The following is a 17234-nucleotide window of genomic DNA, read 5'->3' as shown; positions in this document are numbered from 1 at the left end:
ATCACAACTATTTCCGTCAATTTGACTAATCGGTTTAACCAACTAATTTTAATAGGGTGTCGACACGGTTAAAACCGATTTTTTCAGCAAGCAACGAGACAGGAGAAATAATATGGCCGAACATCGTGGTGGTTCAGGAAATTTCGCCGAGAATCGTGAAAAAGCATCTGAAGCGGGCCGCAAAGGCGGTCAGCATAGCGGCGGGAATTTCAAAAACGATCCGCAACGAGCTTCTGAAGCCGGTAAAAAAGGTGGTCAGAATAGTCACGGCGGACGTAAATCCGATAATTCCTGATTTACTGTAATGTAAATATAACACATGCTTTTATCAAGCAATCTGCGAGTCTTCTGGCTCGCAGTATTTTGCCCAGGAGAATTAGATTTATGAATATTAAAACCGTTGAAGACCTTTTTATCCATCTACTTTCAGATACCTATAGTGCAGAAAAACAATTAACCAAGGCTCTTTCTAAACTAGCCAGAGCCACGTCCAATGAAAAATTAAGCCAGGCCTTTCAATCTCATCTTGAAGAAACCCAGGGTCAGATTGAACGTATTGATCAGATCGTCGAATCTGAATCTGGCATTAAACTGAAAAGAATGAAATGCGTCGCTATGGAAGGGCTGATTGAAGAAGCCAATGAAGTCATCGAAAGTACGGAGAAAAACGAAGTACGCGATGCAGCGCTTATCGCCGCGGCGCAAAAAGTCGAGCATTACGAAATCGCCAGCTACGGCACGCTTGCCACCCTGGCCGAGCAGCTTGGCTATAGCAAAGCATTAAAACTGCTCAAAGAAACCCTCGACGAGGAAAAACAAACTGATTTAAAACTTACCGATTTAGCAGTCAGCAATGTTAATAAAAGTGCTGAACGCAAATCGAAATAATATTTTTAATTATCAGCTTGCATGATTCCGATTTTATTATCGGAGCAGATTATCACGCATTGAGGAATGTAAAATGAATTATACTGAACATTATCATGACTGGCTTCGTGACGCCCATGCCATGGAAAAACAGGCAGAATCGATGCTTGAATCTATGGCCAGCCGTATTGAAAATTATCCTGATATAAAAGCCAGAATTGAACAACATATTAGTGAAACCAAACATCAAATTACCATGCTCGAAGAAGTATTGGACCGTAATGGCATTTCTCGTTCGGTGTTGAAAGACTCCATGAGTAAAATGGCAGCAATGGGGCAATCTATCGGTGGCATGTTCCCTTCCGATGAAATTGTCAAAGGCTCAATTAGCGGTTATGTTTTCGAGCAGTTCGAAATTGCTTGTTATACCTCCCTGCTGGCGGCGGCAAAAAAAGCTGGTGACACTGCCTCAATTCCGACGATTGAAGCCATTCTGAAAGAAGAAATGCAAATGGCTGACTGGCTTATCAAACATATTCCGCAGACAACGGAACAATTTTTACTGCGATCTGAAGCAGATGGCGTTGAAGCCAAAAAATAAATAATAAGCAGGAGGCAATATGTTTCGACACGTAAAACAACTTCAATATACTGTGCGAGTGAGCGAACCTAATCCTGGATTAGCGAACCTGCTGCTGGAACAGTTTGGCGGCCCGCAGGGCGAACTGGCGGCTGCCTGCCGCTACTTCACGCAAGGTTTAAGCGATGATGATGCCGGTCGTAGAGAGATGTTAATGGACATCGCCACCGAGGAGCTGAGTCATCTGGAAATTATCGGCTCACTGGTAGGAATGCTTAATAAAGGCGCTAAAGGCGAGCTGGCGGAAGGCACCGAAAACGAAGCGGAACTTTATCGCTCGCTTACGCAGAATGGTAATGACAGCCATATCACCTCTCTGCTGTATGGCGGCGGCCCTGCGTTGACAAACTCCGGCGGCGTACCGTGGACCGCGGCTTATATTGATACTATCGGCGAAGTCACAGCCGATCTACGCTCAAACATCGCGGCAGAGGCGCGAGCGAAGATCATTTATGAACGCCTGATTAATCTGACCGACGATCCTGGCGTAAAAGACACGCTCAGTTTCTTAATGACCCGTGAAGTCGCGCACCAGCTCTCTTTTGAAAAGGCGCTGTATTCGATTCGTAACAACTTCCCGCCGGGTAAATTACCGCCGGTAGAACAGTATACCGACGTGTACTACAACATGTCGCAAGGCGACGATCCGCGAGGTAGCTGGAATAGCGATGAGAACTTCAACTATGTCGCAGAACCGATGCCTGCTGTTGATGGCGGCGATGGCCTGGCGACAGTGAAATTGCCGCGCGAGCAGCTGGCGCTGCTCAAAGCGATGGCAGAAAGAACGAAATCGGACCCCACCGTTGATCCTCTCACTGGCGCAGAACTAGGCTGCGGCGAACCGAAAGAAGACAAGTGAGTTCCGACAAGTAAAATCCGTGTGTCATGTCCTTTTTTGACCCCGCCTGGCGGGGTCTTTTTTCGTCACAACATCACGCGATTAGAAACGATAGCCTGCCGAGAACATAAATACCCATGGGTCCAGACGCACGCTGTCATGATGCTGAACGCCGCCCATTTTATAATTGGCGGTAGTATCAATATCCATGTACCAGACAGAGGCGCCAATTAACCAGTCGCGGTTAATCAGGTAATCTACCCCAACTTGCCCTGCCGCGCCCCAGGAATCCTTAAAGCTCAGATCGGACAGCCCGGCATTTTTACCATTATCGTTAAAGTCGTTATCGAAGAAGGTGGTGTAGTTCACCCCCACGCCGACATAAGGACGCACTTTGCTGCTGGAATCGCCGAAGTACCACTGCGCCATTAACGTTGGCGGTAACAGGTGAACCGTGGCGATATCGCCCGTCGCGCCCGTACCCACCTTATGGCGGAACGGCGTGGCCGCCAGCAATTCAACCCCGATATTGTCCGTCGCCATGTAAGTGAATGTCAGGCCGAGTTGCGTGTTATTACTCACATCAAACCCGTTTAAATGCCCCAGCGTACCACCCGCCCCTTCTGTAGGTCTGACGGTTGCCGGACCTGCACGCATAAAGAATTCTCCGGCTTCGTGCGCGAACGCGCTGCCTGAGAGAAGAGTTGTTAACGCCAGTGCCGCCACTGTAAATTTTTTCATACCCGCTCCATCGTTATGGTTATAAAAGCGTGATGAATATACCCACAATGAAGTAATAAGTGATCTAACACAGATCACATTTGTTCTTATAATTTAACATTTATTGATCCAGATTAATTTAGAACTTGTATTGAAAATCCTGGTTATAGGAATTCAGATCAATTTTGACATATTCACGCTATGCAAATATTTGTCTGCTCTGTTGCCCTGGCGATAAAGGCTGGCTAAGGTAATCAATGTCCCGCAATGGCGCGTGGCGTTAAGATTCGCGAACACTGCGGGACAGATTAATTTCCGTTGTAATCTATTGATACGTGAGTTTTTTGCAGGTGAATCATGAGCGTTCTTAACCCATGCATGACATGCGGTGCCTGTTGTGCCTATTTTCGTGTCTCCTTTTATTGGGCTGAAGGCGACGATGCCAGCGGACGCGTTCCGGCGTCATTAACCGAGCCCGTTACCCCTTTTTTACGTTGTATGGCCGGTACCAACCAAAAACAGCCGCACTGTAAAGCGCTAATTGGCACGCCGGGTGAAAACGTCAGTTGCGCTATTTATGAAAACCGCCCTTCAACCTGTCGCGAATTTTCGATATCGGGCGAAGGAGGCGAAGTGAATGAGGCGTGCAATCGCGCCCGCGCGCGATACGGATTACCGCCGCTTTACAAAGATATGCTTTTCCATACAACTGCTGATGCTGCCACTGTAGAGTTATCCAGGGTACAATTGCCCGCAAATTAACACCTGCAAAACTCAAGGAGAGTGCATGTCTATCACGGCGAAGTCCGTTTACCGTGACGCCGGAAATTTTTTCCGAAATCAATTTATTACTATCTTGCTGGTTTCGTTGCTGTGCGCATTTATCACGGTGGTCTTAGGTCATGCCTTTTCACCCAGCGATGCGCAAATCGCGCAACTCAGTGAAGGAGAACATCTGGCAGGCAGCGCTGGCCTGTTTGAGCTGGTACAAAATATGACGCCGGAGCAGCAGCAGATCCTGTTGCGCGCCTCTGCCGCCTCGACGTTTTCCGGGCTTATCGGCAACGCTATTCTGGCCGGCGGTATCATCCTGATGATTCAATTAGTTTCAGCGGGACATCGGGTTAGCGCGCTGCGCGCTATCGGCGCCAGCGCCCCTGCATTGCCTAAACTGTTTATTCTTATTTTTCTGACTACCCTGTTAGTGCAAATCGGTATAATGCTGATTGTCGTTCCGGGGATTATTATGGCCATTGTGCTGGCGCTTGCGCCAGTGATGTTGGTTGAAGAGAAAATGGGCGTGTTTGCCGCAATGCGCAGCAGTATGCGTTTAGCCTGGGCTAACATGAGACTGGTCGCGCCCGCGGTGATAGGCTGGTTACTGGCTAAAACATTGCTATTGCTGTTCGCGCCCAGCTTCGCTGTACTGACCCCAAATGTAGGCGCTGTACTGGCGAATACGTTGAGCAATCTGATTTCCGCAGTATTGCTTATCTACTTATTCCGCCTGTATATGTTGATTCGCCAATAATCCGCAATGCGCCGTTACGCGGCGCATTCGACGCTCGTTGATGATGGAATCGAAGAATGAAGCAGTTTCTGGATTTTTTACCGCTGGTTGTCTTTTTTGCGTTTTATAAACTTTATGACATCTATGCGGCGACCTCCGCACTGATTGTCGCGACGGCAATCGTGCTGATTTATAGCTGGGTGCGCTATCGGAAAATAGAGAAGATGGCGCTGATTACCTTTGTTCTGGTTGCCGTCTTCGGCGGTCTGACGCTCTTCTTCCATAACGATGAATTTATTAAATGGAAGGTGACGGTTATTTATGCGCTGTTCGCCGGCGCGCTGTTAATAAGCCAGTGGGTGATGAAAAAACCGTTAATCCAACGTATGTTAGGTAAAGAACTGGCGTTGCCGCAGCAGGTCTGGTCAAAGCTGAACCTGGCGTGGGCGCTGTTTTTTATTGCGTGCGGTCTGGCTAACATTTATATCGCCTTCTGGTTGCCGCAAAATATCTGGGTTAACTTTAAGGTCTTCGGACTCACGGCGCTGACGCTCATTTTTACCCTGCTGAGCGGCGTCTATATCTACCGGCATCTGCCACAGGAAGATAAATCATAACCCTCCCGTGACTTATCATCGCCAGACTGCGAACGCCTGGCGATATTTTCTCCACCTTTACGCCCTGCGCTTTCCCGTCAGTACCTTTATTCCCTCTATTCTCCACACAAAATTCATAGTAGCATCGCGGCTGTAATTTTTTCTGATAGTCGGTTTTACAATGACAACAATGGATAATACTCCTCAGGGCGAGCTGGTTTTACGTACATTGGCCATGCCTGCCGATACCAATGCGAACGGCGATATTTTTGGCGGCTGGCTGATGTCGCAAATGGATATTGGCGGCGCGATACTGGCCAAAGAGATCGCGCACGGTCGGGTTGTAACCGTACGCGTGGAAGGAATGACATTTCTGCGCCCCGTCGCGGTTGGCGATGTCGTATGCTGCTACGCGCGCTGCGTTAAACGCGGTACGACGTCTATTAGCATCAATATTGAAGTCTGGGTGAAAAAAGTCGCGTCAGAACCGATTGGACAGCGCTACAAGGCCACCGAGGCGCTGTTTATTTATGTTGCCGTCGATCCGGACGGTAAACCCCGCCCGCTCCCGGTTCAGGGTTAAGTATGCCCGTCAGGTAACATACTTACGCCGCCAGCAGGTGATGGTATATTCCTACTGGCGGCGCCAGAGTTACTCAATCTGCGCCGTACCGTTCAGACGGAAGATAATATTGACCACCAGCCCGGAACCCGGCTTGCCTGCTTCATAGCGCCATTTGCGCATCGCATTCTTAACTTCACGCTCAAACATATTGGCCGGCTGCGCGGACAGAATCTGTACATTTTCCACTCGCCCAGCAGAGGTCACGTCAAACTTCACCTTTACGCGGCCTTCAATACGTAACGCCTGTGCTCGCGCCGGATACTGCGGCTGGTTACGGCTCAGAGCGCGAGGTCCAGTGGGCACGCTCACCACCGGCTTGCTGGTCGCCGACGCGGTGCTGCTTGTTGGCCGCGCCGGGGCGCTATTTTCAAACGGTGAGGCAGGACGCGGCGCGGTTGGTTTGACTTCACGCTTCGGCTGCTCTTCAACCTTTTTCACCGGTTTCGGCTTCGGCTTGGGTTTTGGCTTAGGTTTGGGTTTCTCAATCACCACGGGCGCTTCTTTAGGCGGTTCAGGGATCGGCTCTGGCTCCGGTTCGGGTTCAACCACCGGCTCCGGCGGCGGCTGAACCGCCTGGGGCGGCTCCAGGTCAGCGGGTGAAACCATTGTCACCGTGATAGGCTGCGCTGGCGCAGGCAATTCAATAACCTGATGTACCGAGGTATAGAGCAAACCTGCCACTACAGCACCATGAATGCCTACGGAAAGGAGTGTCGGCCAGGGAAAGCGACGAGGTAAATCAAGGGTCATTGAAGTCATAATCGTTTCAGTTGAAAAACCAGAGCTGAATTTTAAATGCAAATAGCAATCATATTCAATAAGGCATTGCCGATAGCGGCATTTAAAAGATGATATTGCACAAAAACACCACACAAAATGTGCATGTTTAACAAAGTCGGTATCTTTACATTGCAGTTAAATGCCCTTTCCAATAACGTAATCAGCAACTTTTACCGATTAAGGAGCTCTACCCGTGCTGTATGTTATTTACGCTCAGGATAATGCCAACTCGCTTGAAAAACGCCTCTCGGTACGGCCCGCGCATCTGGCGCGCCTGCAACTTCTACATGATGAAGGGCGATTATTAACTGCCGGGCCGATGCCCGCAGTGGACAGTAACGATCCTGGGGTAGCCGGATTTACCGGGTCAACGGTGATTGCTGAATTTGAATCTTTAGAAGCGGCGCAATCCTGGGCTGATGCGGACCCCTACGTCGCAGCGGGCGTCTATGCGCAGGTTTCGGTCAAACCATATAAGAAGATCTTTTGAAAAGGATGGCCTGTTGGGCACCGCATACGGTGCCCTTTCTGGCTCACACACCGTGAATCGCAAAGAGTAATGAATTACGCTGACGATTAAAGATGCATTTCCTGATGGTATGGATACGCATATTACGGCGTGATTGCCCTTCAAGCCAACGCGCTTTACGGCGGCTCGCCTGACGTAGCATTCGCCAGCGCCCCACTTCCGTTCTACTACGCTTCATGTTTACGACTCTCACTGTAACAGAAGCGCCATTATACCCCCTCGCCGGATGCAGACCAGCGCTTTTCCCGTGTTTTTATTTGCCATGTGAATCCTGACGCGTAAACTCTTAACAACACGCTTTCTAAAGGATTTTTAAAGTTATGACAACCTTCTACACCGTGGTGAGTTGGCTGGTCATTTTGGGATACTGGGTTCTCATTGCCGGCGTCACATTACGTATTCTAATGAAACGGCGCGCAGTTCCCTCCGCAATGGCCTGGTTATTAATCATCTATATCCTTCCGCTGGTCGGGATCATCGCCTATTTGTCCGTGGGCGAATTGCATTTAGGCAAACGTCGCGCCGAGCGTGCCCGCGCCATGTGGCCGTCTACCGCCAAATGGTTGAATGACCTCAAAGCCTGCAAACACATTTTCGCGCAAGAAAACAGTAGCGTCGCATCGTCCTTGTTTAAGCTGTGCGAACGACGTCAGGGGATTGCGGGCGTCAAAGGCAACCAGTTGCAATTGCTTACCGACTCCGATGATGTCATGCAGGCGCTTATTCGCGATATCCAACTGGCGCGGCATAATATCGAAATGGTATTTTACATCTGGCAGCCAGGCGGCATGGCGGATCAGGTCGCTGAATCGTTAATGGCCGCCGCCCGCCGCGGCATCCACTGCCGGCTTATGCTGGATTCCGCGGGTAGCGTCGCTTTCTTCCGCAGCCCCTGGGCGGCCATGATGCGTAACGCTGGCATTGAAGTCGTAGAGGCGCTGAAGGTGAATCTGATGCGCGTCTTTTTACGCCGTATGGATCTTCGCCAGCACCGTAAAATGGTGATGATTGACAATTACATCGCCTATACCGGCAGTATGAATATGGTGGACCCGCGTTTTTTCAAACAGGATGCCGGCGTTGGGCAATGGGTCGATTTAATGGCGCGGATGGAGGGCCCCGTGGCGACAGCAATGGGGATTGTTTACTCCTGCGATTGGGAAATTGAGACGGGTAAACGCATTCTGCCTCCCCCGCCGGATGTGAATATTATGCCGTTTGAGCAGGCCAGCGGGCATACCATTCATACCATTGCTTCCGGTCCTGGTTTTCCGGAGGATCTCATTCACCAGGCACTATTAACCGCCACCTATGCTGCGCGCGAATATTTAATTATGACCACGCCATATTTCGTCCCCAGCGACGATCTGCTGCACGCCATTTGTACCGCTGCGCAGCGCGGCGTGGATGTCAGTATTATCCTGCCCCGTAAAAATGATTCACTGCTCGTCGGCTGGGCCAGTCGCGCCTTTTTCAGCGAGTTACTGGCGGCGGGCGTGAAAATCTATCAGTTCGAAGGCGGGCTGTTGCATACCAAAAGCGTACTGGTCGATGGCGAACTGAGCCTGGTCGGTACCGTGAATCTCGACATGCGTAGCCTGTGGCTTAATTTCGAGATTACGCTGGTCATTGATGATACGGGTTTCGGCGCCGATCTGGCTGCGGTACAGGACGATTATATTTCGCGCTCCCGCCTGTTAGATGCGCGTTTGTGGGTAAAACGTCCGTTATGGCAGCGTATTACCGAGCGATTGTTTTACTTCTTTAGTCCATTGCTGTAAAACGTGACCAACATGAGTAAACAGGTAGTCACTATGGAAATGGATCTGAACAATCGCCTGACTGAAGACGAAACGCTTGAGCAGGCTTACGATATTTTTCTTGAGCTGGCGGCGGATAATCTTGATCCGGCTGATATCATTCTGTTCAATTTGCAATTCGAGGAGCGCGGCGGCGCGGAGTTGTTTGATCCCGCTGAAGACTGGCAAGAGCACGTCGATTTTGACCTGAATCCAGACTTTTTTGCCGAGGTGGTGATTGGCCTGGCGGATACCGAAGACGGCGAAATTAACGACATTTTCGCCCGCGTTCTGCTGTGCCGGGAAAAGGACCACAAGCTGTGCCATATTCTCTGGCGCGAATAAGCGGTTCAGGCCGGATGGCGTTTGATTGCGCCCTCCGGCAAGCCTGTTTAATCCGGTAGCTTACTGCCGCATCGGTTACAATATTGCGCGCTATGTTCATGCTGGCTTTGCTGGCACTGCGGACATTTTCGCTGCCAGTGACGTTTTTGAAACGCGCTGCTCATGTGCGTGGTAATCAGTCCTGTAGGAATCGCAATCACCGAATAACCAATCAAAATAAGCACCGACGCGACAATACGTCCCAGCGGCGTATGCGGCGTAATATCACCGTACCCCACGGTTGTGACTGTCACTATCGCCCAATACACCGAGGCATTAAGCGTCGTGAAGCCATATTTCGGTCCTTCAATAAGATACATCAGGGCACCGAAAATAATCATCACGATCGCAATAAATGAATAGAACAGAATAAGCTGATGACGCGCGCTAATAATGGCGCTCCAGAATACGCGCAGAGATGGCATAAAGCGTAGCAGTTTAAGAATACGCAGCACGCGAATCGCTCGCATAGCACGCCAGGCAAACATATAGTTCAGGCTAATTTCCGGCCACAGCCACATGACGTACAGCGGCAAAATCGTCACCAGATCAATAAATCCCCAGAAACTAAAAACGTATTTTGCCGGTTCGGGCCAGCTAAACAGTCTGAGCAAGTATTCACCGGTAAATATCAGGGTAACGCAGAGCTCCAGCCAGACAAAAATATGCCATTCATCAAATGTCAGGTGATATTCCGTTCCTACGCCTGATTCAACAAAAATGACCAGTACACTAAGCAGCGCAAACAGCGCGCATAACCCTTCAAAACGGCGACCTGAGCGCGTAGTCAAATCGAACAGATTATGATAAAGACGACGGCGAACCGACGACAAAGAAAGTGACACGGTAACCTCACCTACAAGAAGGGCTGACGAATTGTCAGCCCTTGCGATTATAACGGGTCTACTTTAAGGCAGGAAACGGCATGGCGAAAACTCCCTTCCAGCACCGGTCGCGTTAGCGCGCATTCTGGCCCGGCTAGCGGACAGCGTGTACGGAACACGCAGCCGGAAGGTGGGTTAATGGGCGAAGGTAATTCGCCCTCCAGCAATTGTATCTTCTTATTTCGCTCCAGATCGGGATCGGGAATCGGTACCGCCGACATCAGCGCTTTGGTATAAGGATGCAGTGGGTTATGGTACACCTCATCATAGGTGCCCAATTCTACCGCATGACCGAGATACATCACCAGGACACGATCGGATATGTGCTTTACGACCGCCAGATCGTGCGCAATAAAAATCAACGACAGCCCCATCTCTCGCTGTAACTGCTGGAGCAAATTCACCACCTGCGCCTGAATAGAAACGTCCAGCGCCGACACCGGCTCATCGCAAATAATAAGCTTAGGTTCCAGGATCAACGCCCGGGCGATACCGATGCGCTGGCACTGCCCCCCGGAAAATTCATGGGGATAACGGTTAATGAGATTCGGCAGCAGCCCCACTTTCAGCATCATGGCTTTCACGCGGTCACGCACGTCCTGGCGCGAAAGTTTAGGATGATAAGTGCGCAGCGGTTCAGCGATAATTTCGCCAATCGTCATTCGCGGGTTGAGTGACGCCAGTGGGTCCTGGAAAATCATCTGGATATCGCTGCGCACTTCGCGCCACTCATCCGCTTTCATGCCCAGCAGATCTTTTCCCAGCCAGGCGACTTTACCGTCCGTCGCCTTCACCAGACCAATAATGGCGCGCGCAAACGTCGACTTGCCGCAGCCGGATTCCCCCACCACGCCCAGCGTTTCGCCTTCATACAGGCGTAGCGTAACGCCGTCCACCGCTTTCAGAGTTTTCGGCGGTTGCCAGAACCACTGCTTCCCTTCTTTGATATCAAAATGTACTTTCAGATCGGCGATTTCGAGGAGAACTTTACGTTGTTCAATCACAGCATTCATAGCAGTTCCTCCACCGGTTTAAAACAGGCGCGCAAGCGACCAGGACTGAACGCTTCAAGTGGCGGCGCATTATTGCAGATCTCCATCGCATGAGGACAACGCGGCTGGAACGGACAACCTTTAGGCAAACGCAATAAATTGGGAGGATTGCCCGGAATCGTCAGCATTTCCGCCCCCTCGCTATCCAGACGCGGCACCGCATTAAGCAGGCCTATCGAATACGGATGAACGGGCTGATAAAAGACATCGCGCGCCTTACCGTATTCCATGGTACGCCCGGCATACATTACCAGGACCTTATCGCAAATACCCGCGACCACACCCAGATCGTGGGTAATCATGATAATGGCGGTATTAAATTCGCGCTTTAGCTCATTAAGCAAGGTCATAATCTGCGCCTGCACGGTAACATCAAGCGCGGTGGTAGGCTCATCGGCAATAAGCAGTTTCGGCCTGCACAACAGCGCCATCGCAATCATCACACGTTGACGCATTCCGCCGGAAAATTCGTGCGGGTACATTTTCATCCGTTTGCGCGCTTCCGGCATTTTTACGGCATCCAGCATTCTGACGGACTCTTCAAAAGCTTCCGCTTTGCTCATCCCTTTATGCAGCATCAGGACTTCCATTAACTGCTCCCCAACGCGCATATAAGGATTTAGCGAGGTCATCGGGTCCTGAAAAATCATCGAAATCTGTTCTGCGCGCAGCGTATTCAGTTCGCGCTCAGGTAGATTAAGAATTTCACGTCCGTTAAAGGTCGCGGAACCGCCGATTCGACCATTCGTCGCCAGCAGTCCCATTAATGCGAACGCCGTTTGCGATTTCCCCGATCCAGACTCGCCAACAATACCTAACGTTTCTCCAGCGCGAAGCGTAAAGTTCAGATCGTTGACCGCCGTCACATCACCATCAGGCGTAGCGAACGTAACACGAAGATCGTTTACCTCCAGCAGTACATTCGCCGATTGCGGCGCCTGAGTTGCGGTTTCTGATAAGCTCATGGCTGTACTCCTTAACGATCTTTCGGGTCGAGGGCATCACGCAGGCCATCGCCAATAAAGTTAAAACAGAATAACGTCACCACGAGAAAGCCAGCCGGAAACAGCAGCAGCCACGGTGAGACTTCCATTGAATTTGCGCCATCGCTCAACAACGCTCCCCAACTGCTTAACGGTTCCTGCGTCCCAAGCCCCAGGAAACTGAGGAAAGACTCAAACAGAATCATGCTGGGCACCAGCAACGATGCATACACTACCACTACGCCCAGGACGTTAGGCACAATATGGCGGATCACAATGCTGGCGGTCGACACACCACCCACCTGCGCGGCTTCGATGAACTCTTTACGTTTAAGACTTAGGGTTTGGCCACGCACGATACGCGCCATATCAAGCCAGGAGACCATGCCGATGGCGACGAAAATCAACAGAATGTTCTGCCCAAAAAACGTCACCAGCAAAATCACAAAGAACATAAACGGGAACGAGTTGAGGATCTCCAACAACCGCATCATCACAGAATCAATTTTGCCGCCCAGATAGCCGGACAGCGAGCCATACAGCGTTCCAACAATGACCGCCACCAGCGCGGCGGCAATCCCGACCATCAATGAGATACGCCCGCCGATGGCAACGCGCACCAACAGATCGCGCCCGGAAGAGTCAGTGCCGAAATAGTGACCGGACGCCATATCCGGCGCGCTGGACATCATGCCCCAGTCGGTATCGAAATAGGTAAATTGCGACAGCATAGGAGCCACTGTCACGAATAAGGCTATCAGAAACAGGACAATAAGACTGGCCACCGCCGCACGGTTATGCATAAAGCGCCGACGGGCATCTTGCCAAAGGCTGCGACCTTCCACCTCCAGCTTTTCACTGAAATTTTCCAGCGTCTCGCTGTTTTTCTTACTTAACATCATCGCGAGCTCCAGTATCAATAGCGAATTTTCGGGTCGATAACGGCATAGAGCACATCGACAATGGCGTTAAACAATATGGTCAGAGCCCCGACTAAAATGGTCAAACTTAACACCAGCGAGTAATCGCGGTTGAGCGCGCCATTAACGAAAAGCTGCCCAATGCCCGGTAAGCCATAAATAGTTTCAATCACCATTGAGCCGGTAATAATGCCGACAAAGGCTGGCCCCATATAGGATAAAACCGGCAGCAGCGCAGGTTTTAACGCATGGCGGAAGATGATTCTGCGCATCGGTAATCCTTTTGCCCGCGCGGTACGAATAAAGTTCGAATGCAGAACTTCAATCATTGAGCCGCGCGTAATACGAGCGATGCTGGCAATATAGGCCAGTGAAAGCGCGACCATCGGCAGGATCATAAATTTTAACGCCCCGCCGTTCCAGCCGCCGCCAGGCAGCCATTGCAAGGTTATCGCAAAGACCATCACCAGTAGCGGCGCTACCACAAAACTGGGGATAACGACGCCGGTCATGGCAAATCCCATCACCGTATAATCCCATCGCGTATTTTGCTTTAGCGCGGCAATCACGCCAGCGCTGACACCAATAATGACCGCCAGTAAAAAAGCGGCGGCGCCAAGTTTCGCCGAAACGGGGAAGCTGGCGGCAACCAGATCGTTGACCGTGTAATCTTTGTATTTAAACGATGGTCCAAAATCGCCATGCGCCAGCTGCTTCAGGTAGCTGAAGTACTGCGTCATGATAGGATCGTTCAGATGATATTTTGCTTCAATATTGGCCAGCACTTCCGGCGGCAATGCGCGCTCGCCGGTAAAAGGACTCCCCGGCGCGAGGCGCATCATAAAGAAAGAGATGGTAATAAGAATAAACAGCGTCGGAATCGCTTCCAGACAGCGACGTAAAATAAATTTCAACATTGCCCGTACCTTCTGGCCTGTGCCTTTACTTCCCGGACGTGACAAACAGATCCGCCAGGGAAAGTTATAGTGCGATGAAAAAAGACACCATGGGACAACCGCAGTTGTCCCATGTCTTGCCATTAATGTTTGATAATATATAAGTTTTTCACATAAATATTATCCAGCGGGTCTTTACCGGTATACCCGCCCACCCAGGGTTTCACCAGGCGCGCGTTAACGTAGTAATACACCGGCACAATAGCCGAGTCTTTATCTAACTGCTGCTCCGCTTTAGCGTAGAGTTCGCTGCGCTGCGTATCGTCCGCCACTTTCAGCGTGTCGGCAATCAGCTTATCAAACGCCGGGCTCTTATAATGCGCGGTGTTATTTGAACTGTCGGACAACATGGTATTCAGGAACGAGGTCGGTTCATTATAATCTGCGCACCACCCGGCTCTGGCGACATCAAAGGTGCCCTGATGACGGGTATCCAGGAAGGTTTTCCATTCCTGATTCTCCAGATTCACATTGACACCCAGATTTTTCTTCCAGATAGACGCCACGGCAATGGCCAGTTTTTTATGCAGATCGGAGGTGTTATACAGCAGGTCGAATGTTAAGGGCTTATCCGCCGTAAAGCCGGCTTCAGCCAACAATTTCTTCGCTTCTTCATTACGCTTTTGCTGGGACCATTTGAACCACTCAGGCTCTACCAGTTTTGCGCCATCGGTATACGGCGGCGTGTAGCTATAAGCGGGTAAATCGCCCTGATTTTTAACCTTATTAACAATAATGTCGCGATCTAACGCCAGTTTCAGCGCGGTACGCACGCGGACATCGTTAAACGGCGCTTTTTGATTATTAATTTCGTAATAATAGGTACACAAATAAGGGTCTACGCGGACTTCATTCGGGATCTCTTTTTTCAGTTTCTGGAATAATTCGATCGGCATATTGTTATAAGTCATATCGATCTCGCCGCTGCGGTAGCGGTTGACATCCGTCACCTCCGAAGAGATAGGCAAATAAGTCACCTGATTGATGACGGTTTTGGCGTTATCCCAGTATTGCGGGTTACGCTCCAGCACGATACGTTCGTTCACCACCCAGTTTTTTAACTTATAAGCGCCGTTAGTGACAATATTGGCCGGTTGCGTCCATTTATCGCCAAATTTTTCGACCGCTGATTTCGGTACAGGAGACACTGAAGGGTGGACCAACAATTTGTAGAAATAAGGCACCGGCTCACTTAAGGTCACTTCAAAGGTGTGATCATCAAGCGCTTTTACCCCCAGATCGGTGGCGGGTTTTTTACCGGCGATAATGTCATCGATATTAGCGATATGACCGTATTGCAGATAGCTGGCGTACGGCGATGCCGTATTAGGATCGGCCAGGCGTTGCCAGCTATAAACGAAATCATGGGCGGTGACAGGCGTACCATCTGACCATTTCGCATTTTCACGTAGATGGAATGTCCAGACTTTAAAATCTTTATTTTCCCATTTTTCCGCGACGCCCGGTGAAGGATGCCCCTCGACATCACTAATTAATAAGCCTTCAAAGAGATCACGGCTGACGTTCGATTCCGGCACGCCTTCAATTTTATGCGGGTCGAGAGACTGCACTTCTGATCCATTATTACGTACCAACGTTTGCTTGTCGGCTAACTGAACACCGGCGGGCACGTCTGCCGCAGTCGCGGCGCTGGCGGCGATGAGCGCAGTGAGTATTCCCGCTGCAATCAAACTTTTTTTCGTGATGTTAGACATTGTGTTTGTACTCCACTCATTATAATTACTGGTTTTTACCAGCCTGTTTAATCCCGTCAGGGCTCCTGTACAGCACTGGTGGTGTACTGCCAGGTCTGTCACTGCTTTTGCTATCACCGACTTTATTTATTCTGACGATTCGTTCGATCGCCTTTCGTCGATTCGGTATACGACGTACCTGCCCACGTCGCACGTTATTTCTGACAACCATGTAAATGAAAATAGTTATCAACAATGTGAAATCTTCTGCAAAATGTTTGGCCGAAAAGTATCAAATGCGTTTCTGAACCGCCAATTCATTTTACAATTTTGTTAACCAATTCTCTTTTATGGAAAATTTCCTGCCCAGAAAAACAGTTAAAGAATGTTAAAAAGCTTTAATTTATGCTTTATAATCAATAACTTGAAAGAAAATCATCTCGCTGTCACAGCGTAGGATATACCTGCGCCAGAAAACACACACAAATTTAACAAATGCTCATTATTTAGCACATTCATCTACGATGGAGCTGAAACAACTAATAACATTTCAATAATCCTTCATCAAGCCCCAGAGTATGGTGTGAATAAAATAACAGACCTACCGCTTCTCACGGTCTCAGTAATGTTCATAATAGATTGATTAATAAAAATAAATAGCGTTAGATTATATTAGTATTTTTTATCATTAAAACGCTGAATGCTTATCAAAGTAAGAAGTGTTACGTGGGAATGTCACAAGGCGGCCCCTTAGGGCGCCGCCTGTAAATCAACAGGTGGGAGTTTAGTTGAGCAAGCCGGGGAAAATGCCTTTTATTCCTGTGACAATAAATTCGATGCCGAGCGCCATTAACAACAACCCCATGATTCGGGTAATAACGTTGATACCGGTTTGCCCCAGCAAACGAACCAGCCACGGCGCCATACGGAACACGCCCCAGCAGCAAAGCGCAAAAAGCGCAATGGCAACTGAAAAACCAAGCAAATGCGCGATACTGTGATAACGCGTCCCCCAGACGATAGTGGAGCTAATCGCCCCTGGCCCCGCCATTAACGGCAGCGCTAACGGCACAACGCCAATGCTCTCGCGTATGGCCGTCTCTGACTTTTCTTGCTTGTTTTGTTTATCTTCCCCCAGCTTCCCGCAGATCATCGACATTGCAATGGTGACAACCAGGATACCGCCCGCAATTCTGAACGAGTCAATAGAAATACCAAACAGCTGCAGGATGCCATCGCCGAGGAATAAGGAACTCCACAAGATAATCGCGACCGACAGATTCGCGGTGAGGTTAGTTTTATTACGCGCCGTGGCCGTCTGGTAGCTGGTCATGCTGATGAAAACGGGGATAATCCCCACCGGGTTAACCAGCGCAAAGAGCCCGATAAAGAACTTAAAGTAAACAGGAAAATCAAAAAGCGGTTGAATCACGGTTAGCTCCGAAGCGTTAGCCGGA

21 protein-coding genes are annotated in these 17234 nt (G+C 49.9%); 11 read left to right on the top strand and 10 right to left on the bottom strand.

The genetic code is table 11. From position 1 onward, the window contains the following. Positions 1-112: 112 nt before the first annotated feature. The 4 genes from ACLJPE_RS02600 to ACLJPE_RS02585 all read left to right on the top strand — a co-directional run bounded on the left by ACLJPE_RS02600 (position 113) and on the right by ACLJPE_RS02585 (position 2366). Positions 113-295 (top strand): general stress protein, encoded by a 183-nt coding sequence (locus ACLJPE_RS02600; protein WP_000807657.1) that lies wholly within the window; start codon positions 113-115, stop codon positions 293-295. An 89-nt stretch (positions 296-384) separates the two neighbouring features. Then, complete coding sequence (locus tag ACLJPE_RS02595) at positions 385-888, top strand: ferritin-like domain-containing protein (RefSeq protein WP_001022826.1); 504 nt, start codon at positions 385-387, stop codon at positions 886-888. A 73-nt stretch (positions 889-961) separates the two neighbouring features. Then, positions 962-1468 (top strand): ferritin-like domain-containing protein, encoded by a 507-nt coding sequence (locus tag ACLJPE_RS02590; RefSeq protein ID WP_001109977.1) that lies wholly within the window; start codon positions 962-964, stop codon positions 1466-1468. A gap of 19 nt (positions 1469-1487) precedes the next feature. After that, entirely contained in the window at positions 1488-2366 is an 879-nt protein-coding gene (locus tag ACLJPE_RS02585; protein ID WP_000488348.1) for a manganese catalase family protein, read from the top strand. An 81-nt stretch (positions 2367-2447) separates the two neighbouring features. Here ACLJPE_RS02585 and ompW read toward each other — a convergent pair whose 3' ends face one another. Continuing rightward, positions 2448-3086, bottom strand: a complete 639-nt coding sequence (gene ompW / locus ACLJPE_RS02580; protein ID WP_000714799.1) for an outer membrane protein OmpW — start codon at positions 3084-3086, stop codon at positions 2448-2450. A 336-nt stretch (positions 3087-3422) separates the two neighbouring features. On the opposite strand from ompW, the gene ACLJPE_RS02575 reads away from it, so the two are divergent. The 4 genes from ACLJPE_RS02575 to yciA all read left to right on the top strand — a co-directional run bounded on the left by ACLJPE_RS02575 (position 3423) and on the right by yciA (position 5754). After that, complete coding sequence (locus ACLJPE_RS02575) at positions 3423-3827, top strand: YkgJ family cysteine cluster protein (RefSeq protein WP_000114955.1); 405 nt, start codon at positions 3423-3425, stop codon at positions 3825-3827. Positions 3828-3852: 25 nt separating this feature from the next. Next, positions 3853-4596 (top strand): YciC family protein, encoded by a 744-nt coding sequence (locus tag ACLJPE_RS02570; RefSeq protein ID WP_000028507.1) that lies wholly within the window; start codon positions 3853-3855, stop codon positions 4594-4596. A gap of 56 nt (positions 4597-4652) precedes the next feature. Continuing rightward, positions 4653-5192: a septation protein A gene (locus tag ACLJPE_RS02565; protein WP_000808682.1), complete on the top strand. Its 540-nt coding sequence runs from the start codon at positions 4653-4655 to the stop codon at positions 5190-5192. A 160-nt stretch (positions 5193-5352) separates the two neighbouring features. After that, a complete protein-coding gene (yciA, locus tag ACLJPE_RS02560; RefSeq protein WP_000210317.1) occupies positions 5353-5754 on the top strand; it encodes an acyl-CoA thioester hydrolase YciA in 402 nt (133 codons plus the stop codon). A 69-nt stretch (positions 5755-5823) separates the two neighbouring features. Here yciA and tonB read toward each other — a convergent pair whose 3' ends face one another. Beyond that, positions 5824-6546, bottom strand: coding sequence for a TonB system transport protein TonB (gene tonB, locus ACLJPE_RS02555; protein ID WP_001662465.1), 723 nt, complete (start codon positions 6544-6546; stop codon positions 5824-5826). A gap of 223 nt (positions 6547-6769) precedes the next feature. Between tonB and ACLJPE_RS02550 the strand changes: the two genes are divergently transcribed. Beyond that, complete coding sequence (locus ACLJPE_RS02550) at positions 6770-7066, top strand: YciI family protein (RefSeq protein WP_000967605.1); 297 nt, start codon at positions 6770-6772, stop codon at positions 7064-7066. Positions 7067-7109: 43 nt separating this feature from the next. Here ACLJPE_RS02550 and ACLJPE_RS02545 read toward each other — a convergent pair whose 3' ends face one another. Beyond that, positions 7110-7283: a YciY family protein gene (locus ACLJPE_RS02545; RefSeq protein ID WP_001531561.1), complete on the bottom strand. Its 174-nt coding sequence runs from the start codon at positions 7281-7283 to the stop codon at positions 7110-7112. Positions 7284-7425: 142 nt separating this feature from the next. Here ACLJPE_RS02545 and cls point away from each other — a divergent pair, with 142 nt between their 5' ends. Together cls and ACLJPE_RS02535 are read left to right on the top strand one after the other, a co-directional pair. Next, positions 7426-8886 carry a cardiolipin synthase gene (cls, locus tag ACLJPE_RS02540; protein ID WP_000206886.1) on the top strand — a complete coding sequence of 487 codons (1461 nt, stop codon included), beginning with the start codon at positions 7426-7428 and terminating at the stop codon, positions 8884-8886. A gap of 33 nt (positions 8887-8919) precedes the next feature. Further along, entirely contained in the window at positions 8920-9249 is a 330-nt protein-coding gene (locus ACLJPE_RS02535; protein ID WP_000425070.1) for an HI1450 family dsDNA-mimic protein, read from the top strand. 47 nt (positions 9250-9296) lie between these two features. Here the strand turns inward: ACLJPE_RS02535 and ACLJPE_RS02530 are convergent, their stop codons facing one another. The 7 genes from ACLJPE_RS02530 to ACLJPE_RS02500 form a co-directional block, all read right to left on the bottom strand. Beyond that, complete coding sequence (locus tag ACLJPE_RS02530; protein ID WP_000059074.1) at positions 9297-10133, bottom strand: ion transporter; 837 nt, start codon at positions 10131-10133, stop codon at positions 9297-9299. 47 nt (positions 10134-10180) lie between these two features. Next, a complete protein-coding gene (oppF, locus tag ACLJPE_RS02525; RefSeq protein WP_000994697.1) occupies positions 10181-11185 on the bottom strand; it encodes a murein tripeptide/oligopeptide ABC transporter ATP-binding protein OppF in 1005 nt (334 codons plus the stop codon). Further along, a complete protein-coding gene (locus tag ACLJPE_RS02520; protein WP_000058861.1) occupies positions 11182-12189 on the bottom strand; it encodes an ABC transporter ATP-binding protein in 1008 nt (335 codons plus the stop codon). The genes oppF and ACLJPE_RS02520 overlap by 4 nt, the downstream gene beginning before the upstream one ends. Before the next feature lie 11 nt (positions 12190-12200). Beyond that, positions 12201-13109, bottom strand: coding sequence for an oligopeptide ABC transporter permease OppC (gene oppC / locus ACLJPE_RS02515; protein WP_000979653.1), 909 nt, complete (start codon positions 13107-13109; stop codon positions 12201-12203). A 14-nt stretch (positions 13110-13123) separates the two neighbouring features. Then, a complete protein-coding gene (gene oppB / locus ACLJPE_RS02510) occupies positions 13124-14044 on the bottom strand; it encodes an oligopeptide ABC transporter permease OppB (protein WP_000911097.1) in 921 nt (306 codons plus the stop codon). Positions 14045-14166: 122 nt separating this feature from the next. Next, a complete protein-coding gene (oppA, locus tag ACLJPE_RS02505) occupies positions 14167-15798 on the bottom strand; it encodes an oligopeptide ABC transporter substrate-binding protein OppA (RefSeq protein WP_001521098.1) in 1632 nt (543 codons plus the stop codon). 763 nt (positions 15799-16561) lie between these two features. After that, positions 16562-17209: a YchE family NAAT transporter gene (locus ACLJPE_RS02500; RefSeq protein WP_052893991.1), complete on the bottom strand. Its 648-nt coding sequence runs from the start codon at positions 17207-17209 to the stop codon at positions 16562-16564. Positions 17210-17234: the final 25 nt, after the last annotated feature.

Origin of the sequence: Salmonella sp. SAL04196 (genome assembly GCF_046550835.1) — a bacterium.
Classification (GTDB): domain Bacteria; phylum Pseudomonadota; class Gammaproteobacteria; order Enterobacterales; family Enterobacteriaceae; genus Salmonella; species Salmonella enterica.
The sequence above is the reverse complement of the archived record's forward strand: the minus strand, read 5'-3'. Positions and strand labels throughout refer to the sequence as shown.